The sequence below is a fragment of the Nostoc punctiforme PCC 73102 genome (assembly GCF_000020025.1).
GTDB classification, from domain to species: Bacteria; Cyanobacteriota; Cyanobacteriia; order Cyanobacteriales; family Nostocaceae; genus Nostoc; species Nostoc punctiforme.
This window is the reverse complement of sequence record NC_010632.1, coordinates 178,680-198,663: the sequence shown is the minus strand read 5'-3', so window position 1 is coordinate 198,663 and position 19,984 is coordinate 178,680. Positions and strand designations below refer to the sequence as shown.

Here is a 19,984-nt window from a genome sequence, read left to right as displayed (position 1 = left end):
CTTGGCGTTCGTAAATAGAATTCGATAAAGTAAAATGGCACATCAAGTTGGGATAATCTCTTTTAGTCGTAAATATTTTTACCCCTGACCAAGATGCCAGCGCCTTTAAAAGTTGACCTGTCACCAATAGAAGATCAAGCCCTACTAGCACTCACTCAAGCAAAAGGTATACCACCAAGAACTCAAAGTCGTGCCACTGTACTACGATTATCAGCCGCTGGATGGACAGTGCTAAAGATCGCACAATACTTAAAATGGCATCCACAGACTGTACGCGACACAATTCATCGCTGGTACTGGGGCAAACTCGATAGTTTGTGGGATTGTTCGCGTCCGGGTCGCCGTCGCCGATGGCATAACCCAAATATCAAGTCTCTGCTTCAATTCAAAATATCTTTATTTAGCTATCAACTTATTTTTATTTTATTTTCTTACATCTATTTAATGCTATTTCTCCACAGTCATGGCGTTTCTACTACTTATGCAGTCAAAATTTACAGGCATTACTTGGATGAAGAACTCGCTACTCTCACCAGCAATCCCTACCAGTTAGCTGCTGACATCTACGGTATTGGTTTTCTGAGAACTGATAAAATTGCCTTTAATTTAGGAGTTGCGCCTGATAGTCAGTTCCGTTACCGTGCTGGTTTAATTCATGTTTTGAACGAAGCTGCTGCCGATGGGCATTGCTATTTACCCCAGCCAAAACTCATTGAGAATGTTATCAAACTGCTGACTACAGCAGATCACACACCTGAAGAAGATGCCCTTGCTGATATTATCAAAGACATGGCACTCAAGGATGACTTAATCCGCGAGAAAAGCGAAGACCAAACGCTGCTATGTTATCTACCAACGTACTTTCACACTGAACAGAACCTTGCTCAATTAATACAATCTAGATTTTGCCAACCAGTTGCACAAGATATGCCTCGTGTTCGCGCCTGGATTGAGCGCTTCACCAAGAGTCGTAAAATCAAACTTTCACCACAGCAACGGCTAGCGGTAGAAATGGCTGCATATTCAAGGGTAATGATTCTTACTGGTGGCCCCGGTTGCGGTAAAACTTTCACCACCCAGATCATAGTCTCTCTGTGGAAAGCAATGGGCAAATCTATCGCCTTAGCTGCGCCAACTGGACGCGCTGCTCAACGCCTGAGTCAAATCACACAACTCGAAGCCAAGACGATACACTGCTTGTTGGAATTTGACCCAAAGACAATGGGCTTCTTACGCGATAATCAAAACCCTTTACCCCATACCGCAATTGTCGCGCTAGAAGCTAGTATGCTTGATTTGTTTCTGGCATCTTCTTTGGTAAAGGCGATACAATACGGTTCCCAACTACTGCTAGTGGGTGACATTGACCAGTTACCCTCTGTCGGCCCCGGTCAATTCCTTTCTGACTTGATTAATTCTGGTCACGTTCCGGTGGTGCGGTTGACCAAGGTATTTAGGCAAGCCCAACAGAGCGCAATTATCATCGCTGCTCACCAAATTAACCGAAGCCAGTTTCCCACAATTGAACCGATTTCCGATAATCCCGTGTCTGAGTGTCTGTGGCACGGCGGCGGTCATCACCCCAAACATGGTGTTAAAGCAATATCCGAAATCATCACAGACTTGATTCCCCGCCTGGGTTACAATCTAGCTACTGATGTGCAAGTGCTTTGCCCCATGTCGCGGGGTTTGCTTGGGACTCGTAACCTCAATACCGTATTGCAGCAGTTGATTAATCCGCCCAGTCCCGACAAAGTAGAGATTACCAGGGGCGGGAATTTATTACGAGAAGGCGATCGGATCATTCAACTGACTAATGATTATAATCACGAAGTTTTTAATGGCGACTTCGGAATTATCAAGGCCATTGATCCTGAAGAGATGGAAGTTACTGTACAGTATGGTAAGCATACTGTTGTTAGGACGGGAGCAGACTTAAATCAAATTGCCCTGTCCTGGAGCCTCACCATTCATCAAAGCCAGGGGTCAGAATATCCGGTGGTGATTCTGCCAATCTATACGCAGCCTTATATGATGTTGTCTCGTAAACAGTTTTACACAGCATTAACTTGTGCCAAGCAGTTAGCGATCGTCGTTGGTTCCAAGAAAGCGATATCCAAGGCTTTGCGTTCTAGTGACGGACAACTGCGATATACGCGATTACAGCAGCGGTTGGAAAGCGCTTTTTTGCACCCAACGATTGCAATTTAGAAATGTTCAACTTAACAATTTCACCCGGCTTGCGGTTGTTGCTCTCAATCAAGAGTGAGAAATCTGGTAGCTAGCTGTGCTTTCGCCCCGTGTCTGGTAAGTGACGGCGGGGCATTTCATTACTGGTAAGTGCCTTGGCAATTCTTGAGAAACTACTTCTCTAGCTCCCGTTTGCGGTTCTAGAAAAAAAGTGTCTTAAATACAAAGCAATCAAACCACTCTCAAAAAATAAACTAAAAATGACTCTATAGTTTTATGGCGTGATAGCGCTTAAAAAGCAGTACACTGCGGCGTAAATAAACTTTGGAGTCCGCTCTTTGACCTCTTATATCATTTATTAACTATAAAGTCATTTTTAGTTTATTTTTTTCACCTACTTTTAGGTTTTTCAAAATAAATACCCTGCTGAACAATTGCATAACAGTATTGTGTTTGTCACGCTCCTCAGTATTAGAGGTGTACTATACGCAAAAATCGAGAAATTTTCATTCGCTTGAGGGTGAGTTGAAACGCCCATTTTAAAGGACAATAAAAATCAGACACTATAAAACCAGACGAAACTACTCTTGTGTCTGATTTTTAAGGGAGTAATAAAAATGACCCTCTCTCTTGTCCACATAACAGCGCATAGAAAGGCGATCGCTTCCTTGCCAGTAGCGCAGGCGGAGGCGAAGTTGATTGCGCTGTGGTTAGAGGGAAAAGCGTCGTCTTCTATTCGGGCTTACCAGCGATACACTAGGCGATTTCTGGATTTTCTGGACAAGCCGCTCAAAAAAGTGACTTATGAAGACTTGGTAGAATACGCTAGTTCTTTTGGGGGCAATGCCGAAAGCACAAAGCGGATATACATTGCTGCTGCTAAAAGCTTGATTAGTTTCGCTCATAAAATTGGATATCTCCCTTTTAATGTAGGTATGGCACTAAAACTGGGTGAATTGCCAGATGTAATCAACGAACGCTATCTCGATGAAGCTGATATTAAATTGTTGGTAAGAGCAGCTTCTAAGCATTTAACTGATGCTAAAACTCCTAAGCGGCAGTACACAGCCCTACGTAATCTGTTAATTATCAAACTCCTGTATCAAGCAGGGTTACGGGCAAGTGAAATTTGTGAGTTAACATGGGGAGATTTGACACCCCGTGGCGACAGTGGTCAGGTGTATGTTCGTAAAGCCAAGGGCAGCAAAAATCGGACAATTCTCATCAAGCCGAAGCTTTGGGCGGAATTAATCGAGTTCAAAGATAATGCTCACTCCAATCAAGCAGTGTTTCCAAGTCAAAAGGGGGGACATTTAGACCGTCAAAACTTGCACCCGATTGTAAAAGCGATTGCACTCGAAGCCGGATTAAGCGAACTGGTTTCGGCACACTGGTTACGTCATGCTCATGGATCTCACGCAATTGAGCGCGGAACTAATCCTGTATTGGTGAAAGAAACTTTGGGTCATGCCAATTTAGCCATCACCGATCGCTATCTCAAGGCTAGACCTAATGACAGCAGTGCTATGAACTTGATGGATATTTGAGATTTATGCAGATGACTTGCGAAAATCCAGCAGAAATTGGAACCAGTAATATCAATTGCTACTGGAAACGAAACAAGAAACAGCTTTCAAATGCCAAAGAGATTTTTTATCTAGCTAGCCCCCTCCATTGGCAACACTTCTTCATTTAGCAAGGTGTAAAATTCCGGTACTGCAGCCTCGACAAGTCGCAGTTCATTTGCCGCGATCGCTTCAAGTTCCAGCACCGTTTCCCAGCGCAAATCCCCAGTCCATTGCTTGAGAATGCCTTTGATTGCGTCCACTCCCTTGGTAATGCCAGAGCGAAGTATTTCCACGCAATGGAGTAGGGTAGTGCGATCTGTGAAGAGAGCAGAGGGGCAGGGGGGCAGGGGGGCAGAGGGGAAAGAATTTGTAAAAATTTCTTCTGTGTCCCTCAACTCCCCTGTTCCCTTGCTCCCTTGCTCCCCTGCTCCCCTGCTCTTATCTGTAGTATCCACCCCTCCTTCATGGGAGTTCCCTATAGCATCAAGGGGGGGTGTGGATACGGGCTGCTGATTGGGGTTTACACTATACGCAGCAGGGGTTTGGGTCGCATAATAGGTTCGATTTTCTTTTTGATTACGCTTCGTTTCACGATGAGCAATTACATGCATTGCAAATTCTAATTCCTCTTTAGATAAAGAGAAAAGTTTCACCTGTTGACCCCGTTTACCCTGCTTGCGGAAAGTCAGTTTTAGCCCCAGCTGCTCTAGCATTGTGGCCAGCAACCAAATAGGTTTACAGTCACTGGGAATAGTAAACCCAAGAATTGCTTTGACGTGAGCAGCGCAGTTTTTAGCGATCTCCGTCATCTTGAGTAAGGTGGAATCGTCGGCAGTAACTTCATCACCCTTCATTAAAGAAGTGAGAATTTGATGCAGCCCCAGGTTAAATCTAGCCAGCCACCGCGCCGAATAATTGCCCCAGTCGATGCACAAAGGTAGATTGTCGCGCTCGGTGCGGTCTTTTTGGGTGACAATTGTTGGTGGCGTAGGATAAGTTTGCCCAGTTTTGGGGTCAGTAAACGATTCTTCGGGTGGGGCTAAAATGGCCTCAAGTCCAGCAATTGCTCTAATTAAGCGGCCACCTTTATCCATTTCTACGAGCGATTCGGTTACTTCGATGCCGTAAGAATCAGAAATGCGGAATTTTTCGCATTCAAAAATTTCATTAGGGTCAAGGTAATCTTTGCTCTGACGGGCACGGTACTCGCTCAAAGTAATATTCTTGGCCTTGGCAACAGCCGAATTGTGGGCACGATCCAAAGCTTGTGCTGCTGCTTTAAGACTTTCGAGAGACTGAGGATCTGAATCACTGCCCACATATATAAATGTATTGCCCATTTCGGTGAGGAGCGATCGCAAATCATCACGGAGATTATTGAGAGAATAGTGGCGGTTAGCCATAATTTGGCAGTAAGCCTCAAGCGCCCAATCTTTCTCCGCTCCCCGCTTGCCTGTTTCTCTGTCAATTCGCAACAGAAAAGCAGTCATTTCATTGGTTTGCAAGAGGCGCTCTTTGATTTTGGATGCATTTGTATCCTTGTAACCGAAGGGAGGACGCTTTGCCACCCAAATATGAAACGGGACTTTTGGACGATAACGGTACAGTTGTTGAGCGCACTCAGTAGCAGTTTGGGAAACGCCGTGAAACACACCAAATACTAAATCAAAATGATACTCAGAAATATCGACACCAGTACCGAGACTGGGAGAGGTGAACAAGGCATCAAAGTTTTTGACGGCGTTGGTGATATCTTTGATGAAAGCGACATTCTCATCACTGCCAGAATTGTCTGAATGAACCGACCAAATGCGGTATGAAGTCCTACGGGCTGGGCAAGGGGTAAGGGGTAAGGGGGAAAGGGCGGAGGAGGAATCTGTTAATTCTTCCTTTACCCGGTTACTGAGCGCAGTCGAAGTATCCCCTTTACCCTTTAAAGAGCCAAGTTCACTTGGCGAACTACTAGATTCTTCGTACTTGATAGTAAAGGATTTGTCGAGTTTTTTGATAAAACGCTTACTGTCACTGGCAACCATAACTTTTTCTCCAAGCATCAACGCTGCCGAGATTTGGGCAACTAGGGCGCTTGAATTATCCCCCTCGTACCAATAAATTGTGCGCTCCCCGTTTCGCCACTCGTTTTTAATGATGTAAGGTACTTCACCGAGTGGTCGCATGGAGCGGAAGAAATCCACAGTCAGGTCATCCATGTGTGCATCAGCGATGACGACCAGTGGCGCGTTGTATACTATATATTCCAGTACCTCCAAAATGGCGGCACGGTGCTGTTTGCAAGTATTACTGTGCAGTAGGTGGGTGAGGTATTGGCAGGCTTCATCAATAAATATGCAGCCGTAGGTGAGAGACTGAGTATTGAGTTTGTGCAAGCTGTCAATAGTAATACTAAGGGCTTGGGCCTGGGCTAAACCTGTGTAACCCAAGTCTGAATACATCGCCGTCCGCAAACGTTCGGCAAGATTTTTCAACAAGTTAACCCGATGTCCATTGTTGAGAAATCTGGCATCAGGATTTTGGTCACGCCACCAGCGCATAAGTTCAGTTTTGCCAGTGCCCATATCGCTCCAGAGTACAACCAGTCCTTTTTCTGGAAAACGGAAAGATTTTTTAGGATTTTGGGTACTTGGTTTGGCGTTAAAGGAGCTAGAATCTGTTAATTCTTGTTTTCCTTCTCCCTCCCCACAGCTTGTAGAGCTAACACAAGGTGTGAACAATTGCTCTTGTGAAATATCGTAAAGTGGCGGGACAGATGAACATTTTTCCTCCAGATCCGGAATGCAGAGTGCTTGGGTCAAATATTTAATATTGACTGTGACATCCGGTTTGTATTTACTGAGTCCCCATTTCTTAGCTCGATATGAGCGCTGGTAGTCAAAAAGAGATTTGGCATCGTTAATAATCGCAGTTAATAGAGCGTTAGCATCTTCGCCCCGCGCCACAACAAAATCATCTACACCTTTCTCTGTCCCCGGCAACAGCGCAACTTCACATTCACAACCAGCAGACTCAATTGCTTTTGCTGTGCGAACAGTTGCCTGGTAAACTGACCACCTGGTTTTAGCTTTAGTTTCGTAATCAAATAATATAATGAACTTGCGTCCCGGTTGTGCCAAGGGCATTAAATCTGGATGCAACCGTTCATCAAAATCTTGTTTGCCCACGCGCCCGTTCCAGATTCCAGGGAGTGCGATCGCTACAAACCCTAAAGAGAGCAAGCAGGCCGCTTTTTTTTCGCCCTCGCATAAGATAACTGGAATCTCTGGATGTTGCTTTACCCACTCCCAAAATATTAGTGGATTGAGTTGATCCAGTAAGCGCAATGTTAAAAGTGAATGATAGCGCTTAATTAAATAACGCTTTGCAACTTTGTCCCAAATGGGGTTAGCGACATCAAAGTAGGTAACGCGGTTGGGGGTTTTAGGCGGTGACTCGTATTTGACGGGTTTACAGGAGTGCCAATCAATGCGAGGAAAGTTGGGCTTGATCCTTCCCCACTCCATCGGTTGCCAGTTTTTAAAGGGGTCAAGTGACTGAATCCACGTCCCACCCAGTAATAGATGCTGATACATTTTAATGTATCCATCTGTTACCCGACCCGCATTCTTACGTGGGACTTTATCAGATATGAACAGGAAATCATAAACTGATTCTCCCTCTACATGGAAAAAGTTGCGCTCAATCAACGCCGGATGAATGGCGCTGCCCACCGCTAATTCATGATACTCGGCGGCAGTAAGATAATTGGGGTATTCACAAATGTTACCTGGCAACACTTGATCCCCAACGCCCATCTCTTCTGGGCATTGGTTATTTTGCACGGTAGATTCCTCCGATAACTTTATTGTCAAGTTTCAGAGGGGGTCGATTAAATCAATTCGCAATTACCAACTCGCAATTCGCAGTTATATTTACGCCCGTACTTCCTTCTCATAGACGAAGTAGAGTAAATGAGTCTGAATTCATTAATTATTCAATTACTCTGCAATTGCGAATTGCGTAGATGCGCTTTGTGCTGCTTTCCGTAGGGTTTTGCGAATTACTTATGACGCTGCTTTTACAAAAATTTACATATTTCAAATATAAATTTTTTGTCAAAATACTACCAACGGTCAGCAAAAACTGGCCGTGCGTATTGCTTTAGAGTATAATGGCAATAGCAAAGCAGCGTGGGTATCTTTTGACAAGTGAGTGGTTTCAAGTCGCCAAACTTTAAGTGCCACTTTCTTTGTCAGCCGAGATCAACCCCGCCCTAAAATATGTCGTTTGTTTCACCTTAAGGCAAAGCGTACTCCCTAGTGCGTTTTGCCTAAATTTTTATGTACAGTCTGCGTTCCTCCTTTTTACGTAGTTGACAAGCTTGATCTTACAAAACTTCGCACCTTTTCGCATCTAGTAAGATTTAAATCTGAGTTATACTACCTCCTGTTTTGTTAAACTTAGTAAAATTACCCTATTTTATAAGGGTTTTTCTCAAGCCAACCCTAGTAGTAGGTTAGAAGCTTCATCTTCAGATTGGCGGGGAAAACTTTTTGCTTAGGCTCGTGCAGCGCAAGCCAATGATCGGCTGGATTCAAAGCTACTTGTGTAGAAAAAAACAGTTTTTGGAGTAAAATCTCTACATAATTATTTGTTGTTAAAATTGTAGTAGCTAGATTTTTGTTTTTTCTTAAGAGCATAAATACTTCTCTAAAATGCGTTAGCTAATGAGGGGAAAGAGTTTTGTGGCTTTACTAGACCCAAGGGATCAGTATTAATGTATTTTTTGACTACAGGTTGCAAAGTAAAGGCGATTTCTTTAGTGTTTGGATCTTTAATGCTTTCAATTAAAGATAGTTGTTCTAATTTTTCTAAAGCTTTAATAATTGCCGAAGTAGAAGCCGATATATTATTAGAAGAATTGATCTGTATTAAGAGGTCACTAAAACTAATTGGTGCGGGGTCTAGGGATAATCTTTGAGCTAAATAAATCATAATATAACGTTCGGTTTGCTCCAAAGATTCACCAAAAGTTTCATCTAACATTGATTGAAACTCATCAGTAATAAAAGTAGTTTTATGTTGAAAGAATATTTCTGTACTGCCAGAGAAAAAATGTTTAATCTTTTTAGCTACTGTGGCTAATTCTGAGGGATTACTACGATAGGTTTTAATTAAATCAAGACAATCGTTTTTGTCTGTTAAACCTTGATCCGATAAAAAATTTAAAGCAGCATCTGTATCTAAACCGTCTACTCGAAAATAGAGGATAGATCGGTCATCTTTGCTCATAGCATAAATTTCATTAGGTAAAGCTCGGCAAGTCAGTAATAAACAACTCTTATGCTCTTCCTCTAACAGCCGACGCATGAATATTTTATAGTCTAATCTTTGTTCTAAATTAGGAGTTTTAAACAGAACCTCAAAACCATCCAGTACGAGTAAACAACGATGAGATTGTAAATGCTTAATTAAGGCGGTAATCAGAGCTTGAGTATATTCAGGTAAGTTGAGAGAAGTATCTGGTTGAATTAAATCAATTAGTTCGCTCAATAAATCTTGAAGGCGTACTGAGTGAGTTACTGATTTCCAAACCAGGAAATCAAAATGTTGAGTAGAGTCTAAGCTAAGTTCTGCTAAGAGTTTTGCGGACAAAGCAGTTTTGCCAACCCCAGGAACACCTGCCAAAGATATGCATCGGTGGTTGTTAATTAATTTCTTTAAGTGGTAGAGTTCTTGTTGCCTACCGTAAAAATTGGATAGTTTAGAGCTAGGAAGTTGACCTTTAATAAACTGGCTATCAAATAAAGGAAGTTCTAAGTGGGGATTAGATTGATAATAGTTTATAACAACTTCTGTGAGCAGAGTTCGTACTTTCCTCTTTAAGACCTGTTGTCCTTTGGTTACTGTTTCAGAAAGCAAGTTCCACAGTTGAGGAGCTATACGACGCTGTAAATAGCCAGCCTTATAGCCAGACTGCTGCCCTATCTCAGAAAAATCTTGGTTTTCCCATGCACCCTTGAGGACGGCGATCTCAGGTTTAGTCAAGGAGCGATTTTTTTCAGTAAAAATTATATTGTTGACTACAGTTAGAGCTTGGTAAAAGGATACGGTTGGGGAAGACTGTAGTAACTCCAGAGACTGTTGCTCTTGTGTAAAAAAGGATGAAGAAAGAGAATTTTGAAAATTTACCCCATGCTCAATGCTCAAATCCATAAAAGAAGTTTTCCTTTTGGTACGTGAGTTCCGCAAGAAACGTTTGTAAAATCAAATCAACTGGCTATTTAATTCTTATGACTCTGAGTCACTTATAATAGTATCAGCTTTTTAGATTATAAGTGTATCTCCTAAAAGATTAAATGAGTGTTTTCATGCAAAACAAAGTCACCCAGATTAGCTAACTATTGCTCAAGCCTTATTAAATGAGGGTTTTGGTAGGATCATTGTAAATGCAAAAATATAATTTTTAACGCAAAGTGACTTTAAGTCACAAAAAGATTTTACTTTAATGCATCAAATGTGAACAAAAGCAATAGTCATAAGAAATATTTTTATAATGTTGTCAATAACGAAATATTGCTCAAATGCTAATTCTTTAATAGAAAGTTAAGACAAGATGTCGTGTTACTGTATAAATCCTCTGTGTGAACGACGGCAGAATCCTGATGATGCCTACAAATGCGCTTCTTGCGGTACATCTTTAGTGATCAATGAACGTGTCCGTCTAGTTAAACCATTAAGAGAATTAGATCGCAACCCGTTCACGGCAAATGAGATTTTTGAAATAGAGGATTCTGGGACGCAGTGGAGTCCTGGGCGTAAACGACGAGTCATGAAGATATTAAAATGGAATTCGCCTCAATTTGTGGAGCGATTTGAGCGCGAGGTTTTAGCCTTGCAATTAATAAATCATCCAAATATTCCGCAGACAAATGGAGATGATGACTACTTTACCCTAGAATCAGAGAACAGCCCCTTCAAATTCCGATGCTTAATCATGGATAAAATTGAAGGGGAAAATTTAGAAAATTGGATAGAAACTCATCCACCAATTTCACAAGAGTTAGCACTAGATTGGTTGGAACAAATAGTAGCAATACTAGATTTAGTACATCATACAGAATTTTTTCATAGAGATATAAAACCAAGTAATATAATTCTAGATCCGGATGGACATTTATATTTAATAGATTTTGGGGCTGCACGCCAGATAACAGATACATATTTAGCCAAAGTAAGCTCGACTGGAGGAACGGACAGAACTATCAGTAATTACGAAATCACCAAAGTAATTTCCCATTATTACAGTCCGCTAGAACAAGCGCATGGTCATGCGGTTCCACAGTCGGATTTTTATGCTTTAGGTCGGACTATGGTTCGGTTGGTGACGGGGGTAAAATTAAGAGAATTAGAGACAAATCATGATGTGGGGAGACTGATCTGGAGACATAAAGCACCACAGATAGATAAGCCATTGGCGGATTTTATTGATGAGTTGATGGCTCCAAATCCAGCACATCGACCACAAACAACGGGAATTATTTTGTGGCGACTGAAAAAACTGCCTAAGCAAAATAAGATTTATAGACTAACAAGGTCGAAACCCTTCATGTTCAGTGCAGCGATCGCCAGCGTTAGTTTGATAGGATTACTAGCTTATACACTTGGATTCCCAGTTTATGCAAATAATTTAGTAGCACAAGGGCAAAAGCTAGAACAAGAAAATAATACAGAACAAGCGCAAAAGCTATTTGACCAAGCAGTAAAAATCCGCCCGGAATTAAGTAATCAAATTTCCAAATTCTACTTTGATATAGCAGGAAGAGTTAAAGAAAATTTAGAATTAGAAAAGAAATATTATAATTTAGCGGCTAAATATAATCCGAATGATATAGATTCATATAATAATCTAGCATTGACTTGTCAATTTTTGAGAGATATAAATTGTGTTAATAAAAGTTACCAACAGCTTTTTAGGCTAGAGCCTAACTCCTGGACAGGACACTACAATTTAGCTAACTTTTATGAAACTCAAGAAAAATATGATTTAGCTCAAGAACAATATAACTTAGCAATTAAATCTGGTCAGGAGCAGGCGTTAATTGCTGTGAATAATTTGTCTAGGTTGAATAATTTGCAAGGAAATTATACTCAAGCTCAAAAACTAGCAATAGAAGGATTGAATAAAGCCCCATCTAGTGATAAACAGTTAAGAGCAGCATTGTATAAAAATTTAGCCTGGGCGAAACTGACGCAAAAAGATTATCAAGGAGCGGATAAAGATTTGCAAACAGCATTTAAGTTAGATTCACAAAGAGTTGATGTGTATTGCTTGTTATCGAAAGCGAAAGAAGCGTTAGGAGATATAAATTCTGCAAGTGGTTACGGTGAAATATGTTTATTGGCAAGGATGGATACGTGGTTGCCAGAAGTACAAAAATGGCGAGGGGAATTAATAGAGAGGATATTTAAAAAGAAATAAATTTTAGTACTTTGAAAAACAGTTTGTAGAAGAACAAGTATATAAATCCCATGTTCAAGAGAATTCAGATTGGAGCCATTATATTAGGATTAATATTAGTTAACGTCACTGAAAGTCGTGTGTGGGGACAGGAGGTAGTGAGGGCAAATCGGCAATCTAAAGTCTCTTGCGAACCTATAGCGAAAGTGATAAGTGGAGATAGTCGTTATCAACCTTCAAAAAAATTATGTAGTGAGGATAGAGTTGTTGCAGCTAATGGTGGAAAGGTAAAAATCTTCTGTTACCCAAGAGGAAAAATCCTAGACATTCCTAGTGATGTTGTCGGGAAACAATGCTTGCCATTAAAAGTGAACGAAGGTAGAGGATGCAACGTTTTACAAGGAAGAAGCTGTGTCATCCCTAAAGGGCCGGATGAAGAGAACAAACCTACAAAGATGACACCTTATGGAGCAGTAATCAATCAAGAGCGCCCGACAATATCTTGGTCTAAACCAAAGGGAGCAACTGATTACATTGTGCGTATGCGAGGAAATGGAGGCATTAGCTGGGAGGTGGCAGTCAAAGGAGAAAGTTTAACCTATCCGCCCCAAGAGCCAGCATTGAAACCAGGTCAAGCATACACTTTAGATATAGTTGCCATGCGGGGCGATAGAGTAATAGATGGCAGTAACTCGTTGTTGTTGCTATTAGCCACAGACAATATACAAGAAGTAGAAAAGACAATTAACGTTCTCAAGAACCTTCAACAGCCGCTTGATGAATTGGCGATTGATATGGATGCAGTATATGAGTCATACAATTTAGTCAACGAATCGATAAAAGTGTTAGACGCTAGAGCTAAAGCAGGTTCAACGAACCCAACGATTTATAGATTATTAGGCGATCGCTACTTAATAGCTAATTTTCCTCAACAAGCTAATGAAGCGTATTTAACAGCTAAGAAATTAGCACAACAAGCAAATAATACTGTAGAGTTAGCTTTAGCAGAAGCTGGTATAAAGATTGCGGCACACACAAAGGTCAAGGAGCAAACGAGTTATCCGCCAACGAGAATAAATGCGCTCCAATAATATGGGTGAAAATATTTGTCACTTTTTAATAAACTGAGTTGTGCTGATCTTAATGCTTCGGCTTTGGTAAGTCCAGATTTCAGTCCTTCATAAAATTGAGTCATCAGTTGAGCAGTAGAATCAGCATCAACTAGCCATAGACTGGCTAAAACACTACGCGCTCCAGCTTGTGCAGCTATGCCAGCAATACCCAAAAAGGAGCGTCTATCACCTTTGGCAGTTTGGCAAGCACTCAACACCAGTAAATCAAGGTTGCTTTTATTTTGTAGTAAAGCTTTTAAATCATTAACCATCAGGGGAGTATCCCATGCTAAGACAAAGGTTTGTTCAATGTCCGAGCTAAATTGAGCATGGCTACTTAAATGAATAGCCCAAAAAGAATTGTTTTCAATATCTTTACTAAATCGTTCATGGGTAAATTCGCTATCAAGTAATGTAATGGCAGAGGGATTAGCTTTCTTAATATTCTCAATCTCTAACCTGACTTGAGGTAAAGGACGTAAATCTCTAGGGACGATAGGATTACTAAAACTAGGGCCAATTTTAGAAACGCCACTAGCTAACGTTGCAGCTGGTTTGAGCATCGATTGCCGCAATTGTTTAGCACTAGAACCTACAGAAATAATGTATGTTTCTAATAAATATTGTTGCCCATCATATAACATATCTAGGGGCAGATTTTGAAAATAACTATCTAGGACGAAACCTATTTTGCCTGATGAGGGTAAATATTGTTTGATAGGTTGAATCAAAAGCTGATAAACTGCTTGCGAATAAGTGAGAAAATTATAACCTTTAGTATCAACGAATTCTAAATTCTGGATAATATTGAAGAAATTAGTCAGAGGTTCACCAATTATATCTAAATCTATTGTGTGACGATAGATATTTTGAGAAGTTTTAACAAGCACCTCTACTCGGTCATCTAATTTAATGAGGTAAACAATATAATCCAAATCTTTTAATCCGCTATCCAATCTTGCATCTAGGGCATTTTCAGCAAATTTACCACAACGCAAGAAATTCTCTACTTCAGCAAATTTAAGTTGTTCTTGAATTTTAATAGCTTGTCTATTGTAGTTTTTATTAGAATTATTCTTGTTAAGTAATAATGATATGTATTCGCGGTAAAGTGGCTCTACTTTTTCTGTGAAAGCAAATTGAATATCAGAGTTAAACAGTAAAACATCACCACGTACTTTATCAAGATTTTTTATAGCAGTAGAATAAAATTTATTAGCTTGCTCGATTTTACCAGATGTTTTATAAAGCCGAGCTAGTTCCCATTGCCATTGATAAACGATATCCCAAGCCTGTACTGATTGAGCGTATAACATCCCATCATGATACGAACTCTCAGCTTTTGATAATTCTCCACCAGCAGCGTAAATTTCACCTAAAGTACTATTAGCATAAGCAATTGCTCTAAAATTATTTAACTTCTTGGCACTAGCTAATGCTTCCTGTGATAAGGATAAGGCTATAGATTGTAAATTGTTATCTGTGAATTGTTTCACTTTCAAGTTATTACTTTGGGTGATTTTTAGTAAGTTATGAGATAATTTAAGTTTGCTATAAATTGAATCAACCTTGGATAACGTTTCAATTTGTTTCAAATTGGTGAGAATATCATTTATTAGTCTAGAAACAGAATTACTTAAAGGTAAGTATTGTGACAATTGTATTGATGTATTATCTATGAGTAACTTTAACCAGTTTAGTTTAGCTTGTAGAGAAACTGTACTTGGGCTATTACTGAGTTTTTCGTATACTTTTTGGGCAGCATCGAATTTAGACTTGGCTAAAATCAGTGCTTTCTTTTGAGCAGTAAAGTCATCAGTGAGTTGATATTTACTCTTGGCTTGATTGTAAAGTGTTACTTCTGTATTAGCTAAATTGAGTAATAAGTTATCTTGAATCTCTTTCTTTTGTAATTGTGCAGCGAAGGTTAAACAGTATTGCAGAATAGTATAAGAAACTTCCGGTTCGCCCATAGCTCGGAAAACATTAGCTAAATTAGAAAAACCAATAATTTGTAAATTTTGGATAGGTTGTTTTTGAAATATTTCTTTTAAATCAGATAAGATTTGAGAAGAATTAGTTTGTTCTTTTAACGCATGAGGGCAAATTCTATTTTCTAGTGCTAAAGCCTGAGTAAGAACTTGGCAAGCGTTAGCATAAGAGCCTAGTGCTTGAAGTGCCAAACTCTGGTTAATTAAACTGCCATTCATCCCCTGCTTGTTATTTAATTGTTCATAAGCTCGATAAGCTGATTGCCATGCTTTCAAAGCAGCTTCGGACTGTCCGTTGTATAATTGTAAAAATCCTTGCTGTGTGAGAGATTGCGCTATTTCTAAGTTTGGGGGAGTTGCTAATATTGCTCCATTGTTAAACACTACTATTAGCGTCAATGTTAAACTTAAAAATAGGTACTTAATTCTTTTAAAATAGTTGATAGTTAAGTGAAAAATAAACTCCATTTTCTTGCCATGTGTTTGAGTTTGAGTTAGTTTCATTTAGAGGAATGCCCCAATCAAGACGGGCATTGAAGCGATCGCTTCGATATTGGAGAGCTAGACCAATAGAGGTTAAACTACCATCAGGGCTAAAAGTATCAGAACTATTGTTCCAGCTTGTGCCAAAGTCAATGAAGGGAGCAACCTGTAATTCTTGCGTAGTCGTTTTCCAGGCCGGAATGCGTAGTTCTGTAGATAAGAGAAATCCATTGTCAGATATAAAAGTATCCTGCCTGTAACCTCTGACATTGCTGATGCCTCCAAGACTAATTTGCTCGAAAGCGGGTAAAGGTCTATCCGCCCATTGGAGGCGTGAGCGGATAGCAACAGAAGTATTACTATTTCCTAAACGCTTCAACCATAAAGCCTCGCCTACCCAACTAAAAAATCGCCCATCAGGAGGGTTGGCATTGATGGTAGCATCTAGTGCATCTAAACCTAAACTAAAAGTTGAACGAGCGTAAAAAGACTGATTAAGGCTGCGATTTGCCCAATCTTGGAAAAACCTGAGTGCAAAAATCCTTGTACGCCCCGAAGCATCTGCGCCCGCCGAGATAGGAAAAGGAGTATTTTGCAATGATGATTCGCTTTCTAGCCGCGAAACAGTCAGCCCCAATGCCAATTCTTGTGCAGAGTTAGCCGAAGCCTGCCGAATCAGAGGTTGGCGCAAAGTCATTTCATAGACCCCTGCATCGGCTACTATATCAAGCGCGTTAAGCGGTCGCTCAATGATATTGTTGGAAATATTTGCGTAAACAAGGCTGATAGTACCATTGTTTGGGTTGATAGGTACAGAATAACCAAGGGTGATAGCATTACTGCCATCTGTATTTCTGTAACCAATGCTTAGTCCGTCTCCCAATCCCAGGATGTTATTGTGCGAGATATCAATGCGACGCTGGAAAGTTCCGATGACTGGAGATCGGTAGTTGTCTAGACCAATATTAACCTTAAATTCCTGTTGGGGCTGTACATTAATATCCAAAATAGCTTGGCTTGGTTTGCTTCCCTCTTTCAATGAAGCAGTAATTTTCTCAATTAATGGGTCTTGTTGAAGTAATTGTAGTGCTGGCAATAAGCGTTTACTGTTGAGAATCGGTTGTGGAATACGTGCGCGGATATAGTTGTGTAGTCTGTTGCCGCCGACAATATTGATTTTTTCTATTCGTCCCTCAACAATTGAGACAGTAACTATAGCATTGTCAACCTTGAGAGATTGATTTTGGGCAACACCAATGTATGCACCAGAGTTGATATACCCTTGCTCTACATAATAATCAGTAACCTTATCACTAATTTTTGATAAATCAGTAAAAGTGATTTCCTGACTAATGAATTCTGATAATACTTTCTCTAACTCCTGATTATTAAAGACTGTATTTCCTTGAAATCGAAAACCTTGAACTTTGATTTTAACGAAATTGTTTGGTTTAAGGGTTCTTTGAGGAATCAAAGGAGTAGAGGATGCTGGAAGCGTTAATGGTGGCGGTGCTGGAGGTAAAGGGGTGGGTGACAGGGGTGTTTGTTGTATGGTTGGCGGATTTTTTTGATGAAGGCCACCTGACTCAAGTTCTGCCGAGGAAAAATGACTTGCCGTTAAATACGCTAGTAAATGTAAACTCAATATTTAACCCCCTACATCTGGTACTCTCTTGATGCAAGAAGATTTCAATGGCGAACTGTACGCACCCATATCGTCACTTGGATCTGGGGTAATCACAAAGTTAACAGTCCCATCCCCGTTATTGCGCCACCCTTGGGCTACCACTATATTTTCCGTATTATCAGTTTGAGTAGATTGGGGTAATTGTTGAGAAGAGATGGGTACTGATGAGTCTGTCCACCCCAGTGTAGTGCTAGATAAATCATCAAGACTAGCGGGAAGCCCTCCTTTAGCAGAGATAGTTAGTTCACTCGGCAAGTTAGGAGGTTCTGGCGAGCAAGTGTTAAACGGTTGTGGAGACTGAAAGACAGTATTTCTAATCCCAGAGTTAGCAATATCTATTTGAGTAGTGTTAATCTGTACTGAGCCGTTAACTCCTCTTTCTGAAGTAGCTTTTATTTGGCTATCTGGCGAGGCAAATAAACCTGGGGTATTGATTTTGATGTTCCCACCCCTACCCTCAGAGGCATTGGCTGTAATTTGGCTGTTACTTTGCAATATTAATGCACCTGTTTCAATACCAATATTGCCCCCATTGCCCGTACTGCCGTTTGTACCTGCGGTTGCAGATATAAAGCTATTATTCAGTTGAACATTTTCTGCTTTCAAATTGATGTTCCCACCTGCTCCAACAGCAGTTGTCGCTGTAATTCCCCCTTGATTTGTAATATCGATTTTGTCTGTATTGATATTAATAGTACCAGCGTCACCGGAGCCTTGATTTATTACACTAAGCTGTCCAAAATTAGAAATGGTTAACTTTTGAGTATCAATAGTTAAACTTCCCGCTCTACCTGTTGGCTCTGGAGGTAATCTTAATCCGGTTCTGAGGCGTTCATTTAGTATAGGTGCTGAAGAAGATATAGCACTTAATGTGTCTAAGTATTTTCCTGATATTGTAATTGCTTCTGAGGATCTAATAAATAAATTACCAGCATCGCCGGAAGCAAAAGTACTAGTACTAATAGTACCTCCATCTTGTAATAATAAATTTGAACTATTAATTTCTAAATTACCAGCATTGCCATCTTTATAAGTAGATGATTGAATGTTACTTGCGTTACCTAAACCAGTAGATGTGCCAATTATTTCTATAGAGTTTGAATTAACTGAAACACTACCACTTTTACCTTGACCAAAAGTTGCAGAGCCTATACTACTCCCTGCCCGTAAAGAGATAAAGTTAGAATTTAGTCTTAAAACTCCAGAATCTCCACTGCCAAAAGTTGTTGTAAGCAATCCTCCATTATTTGCAACAATTTGTGCGACATTTGCAATAATGTCGCCGCCTTTCCCAGCATTGTAAGTAAATGTATTAATTCCAGACCCTTGAGAAATACTTTCAAGAGTTAAGCCTTCAAAATTTAATTGTTCAGCATTTACAATGACATTGCCACCCGCAGCACTGCTAAAAGTTGTCGTGGCAACTTGAGAAGCCTTTAAAGAGATTTTCCCACTATTAAATTCAATATTACCACCTGTATTTTCGCTAAAATTAATATTAAAAATACCTGTAGCAGTTGTTTGAGATTCATTTTGTATATTTAATGATTCTACAGCATTAATAAATATATTACCAGATTGTCTATCCTTAAAACTTTGTCCAATAATTAAAGAGCCTTTATCTAAAAATATATTATCTCCATAAATCTCTATAGAATTTCCTGAGCCATTAGAGCTACCATCATAAAGTAAAGAATTATTTGATATTCTTATGTCTTTATAAACTAAGCTATTTCCAGGAGAGACTAACCATTGATTATTTTGGATGCTTAAATTTATTACTCCCTTCTCAAGGCTAACTAATTCGAGCCGACCATTAGTGTTTTTAAGAATAGCTCCATCTAAGGCAATGTTATTGCCGATCAAAGCAAGAATATTATTAGGTTTAACTTCCAGGCTGTTTGCTAACTTGCTAGGGTTAAGAGGGGTAAAAAAATCACTCTGCTCAATTGTGTGTCCTTTTCCTTGGACAGTAACACTTCCAGAATTACCATTAAACTGCAAACCAATAGGAATATCCACAGTCAGCAGTGGTTGTTGTGGGTTAATAGCACTAAACTCAGAACCATTGGCAAATTCTAGAGAGTCAGCCGTAGTTGCAAATAAAGAACCACCGATATCTAATCGAGCATTAGGGCCAAAGACAATGCCACTGGGATTGATCAAGAACAAGTTAGCTGTACCATTGGCGCTAATCAGCCCATCAAGATTAGAGACGAAACCACCAGTAACTCTAGCGATAATGTTGTAAACATCCAGCCCGTTGTTGAAATGGACGCTAGTATCTGTAGGAACGGAAAAGTCCTTGAAACTGTGAAATAAATTGTTTCCTACTTGAGTACCACCTTCAATGGTTCTAAGATTTTCATTTATTTGAATATTTGTGTTGTTAGGTAAAGTTAGATCGGGAGAAATTTGTGCGTTAGCTGGAAGTGAACTCATAAGTAAAGGGAAGACTACTAATAATGCACTAGTGCTAATTTTCATCAAATTTTGAA

Annotated in this window: 9 protein-coding genes and 1 pseudogene; 5 read left to right on the top strand and 5 right to left on the bottom strand. The window is 40.1% G+C overall.

Features of this window, described 5'->3' with window-relative positions:
* Window positions 1–93 precede the first annotated feature (93 nt).
* Together recD2 and NPUN_RS36175 are read left to right on the top strand one after the other, a co-directional pair.
* Entirely contained in the window at window positions 94–2,211 is a 2,118-nt protein-coding gene (gene recD2 / locus NPUN_RS36180; RefSeq protein WP_012413314.1) for an SF1B family DNA helicase RecD2, read from the top strand.
* Between the two features lie 596 nt (window positions 2,212–2,807).
* Entirely contained in the window at window positions 2,808–3,737 is a 930-nt protein-coding gene (locus NPUN_RS36175) for a tyrosine-type recombinase/integrase (RefSeq protein ID WP_012413313.1), read from the top strand.
* Window positions 3,738–3,847: 110 nt separating this feature from the next.
* Here NPUN_RS36175 and NPUN_RS36170 read toward each other — a convergent pair whose 3' ends face one another.
* Both NPUN_RS36170 and NPUN_RS36160 read right to left on the bottom strand, forming a co-directional pair.
* Window positions 3,848–7,594: a DUF3854 domain-containing protein gene (locus tag NPUN_RS36170; RefSeq protein ID WP_012413312.1), complete on the bottom strand. Its 3,747-nt coding sequence runs from the start codon at window positions 7,592–7,594 to the stop codon at window positions 3,848–3,850.
* An 868-nt stretch (window positions 7,595–8,462) separates the two neighbouring features.
* Window positions 8,463–9,968, bottom strand: a complete 1,506-nt coding sequence (locus NPUN_RS36160) for a helix-turn-helix domain-containing protein (RefSeq protein WP_012413311.1) — start codon at window positions 9,966–9,968, stop codon at window positions 8,463–8,465.
* 400 nt (window positions 9,969–10,368) lie between these two features.
* Between NPUN_RS36160 and NPUN_RS44630 the strand changes: the two are divergent.
* From NPUN_RS44630 to NPUN_RS38130, 3 genes and pseudogenes are all read left to right on the top strand, one after another.
* Window positions 10,369–10,443, top strand: a pseudogene (locus tag NPUN_RS44630) (4-Cys prefix domain-containing protein); the annotation flags it as partial.
* 141 nt (window positions 10,444–10,584) lie between these two features.
* Window positions 10,585–12,234 (top strand): serine/threonine-protein kinase, encoded by a 1,650-nt coding sequence (locus tag NPUN_RS36155; protein WP_234711198.1) that lies wholly within the window; start codon window positions 10,585–10,587, stop codon window positions 12,232–12,234.
* A 50-nt stretch (window positions 12,235–12,284) separates the two neighbouring features.
* Window positions 12,285–13,304 (top strand): hypothetical protein, encoded by a 1,020-nt coding sequence (locus NPUN_RS38130; RefSeq protein WP_012413309.1) that lies wholly within the window; start codon window positions 12,285–12,287, stop codon window positions 13,302–13,304.
* Here the strand turns inward: NPUN_RS38130 and NPUN_RS36145 are convergent.
* From NPUN_RS36145 to NPUN_RS36135, 3 genes are read right to left on the bottom strand one after another with little or no spacing between them, the layout of a single operon-like run.
* Complete coding sequence (locus tag NPUN_RS36145; protein WP_234711197.1) at window positions 13,271–15,700, bottom strand: CHAT domain-containing protein; 2,430 nt, start codon at window positions 15,698–15,700, stop codon at window positions 13,271–13,273. The two genes, NPUN_RS38130 and NPUN_RS36145, sit on opposite strands and share 34 nt — an antisense overlap.
* Window positions 15,701–15,746: 46 nt before the next feature.
* On the bottom strand, window positions 15,747–17,444 hold the full coding sequence (locus NPUN_RS36140; protein WP_012413307.1) for a ShlB/FhaC/HecB family hemolysin secretion/activation protein: 1,698 nt from the start codon (window positions 17,442–17,444) through the stop codon (window positions 15,747–15,749).
* 3 nt (window positions 17,445–17,447) lie between these two features.
* On the bottom strand, window positions 17,448–19,928 hold the full coding sequence (locus NPUN_RS36135; RefSeq protein WP_012413306.1) for a two-partner secretion domain-containing protein: 2,481 nt from the start codon (window positions 19,926–19,928) through the stop codon (window positions 17,448–17,450).
* Between the last annotated feature and the right edge of the window lie 56 nt (window positions 19,929–19,984).

Coding starts and splice junctions, on each gene's coding strand:
- NPUN_RS36135 (WP_012413306.1), bottom strand. CDS start 19,928: ATGAGTTCACTTCCAGCTAACGCACAAATTTCTCCCGATCTAACTTTA.
- NPUN_RS36160 (WP_012413311.1), bottom strand. CDS start 9,968: ATGGATTTGAGCATTGAGCATGGGGTAAATTTTCAAAATTCTCTTTCT.
- NPUN_RS38130 (WP_012413309.1), top strand. CDS start 12,285: ATGTTCAAGAGAATTCAGATTGGAGCCATTATATTAGGATTAATATTA.
- NPUN_RS36175 (WP_012413313.1), top strand. CDS start 2,808: ATGACCCTCTCTCTTGTCCACATAACAGCGCATAGAAAGGCGATCGCT.
- NPUN_RS36155 (WP_234711198.1), top strand. CDS start 10,585: ATGAAGATATTAAAATGGAATTCGCCTCAATTTGTGGAGCGATTTGAG.
- recD2 (WP_012413314.1), top strand. CDS start 94: ATGCCAGCGCCTTTAAAAGTTGACCTGTCACCAATAGAAGATCAAGCC.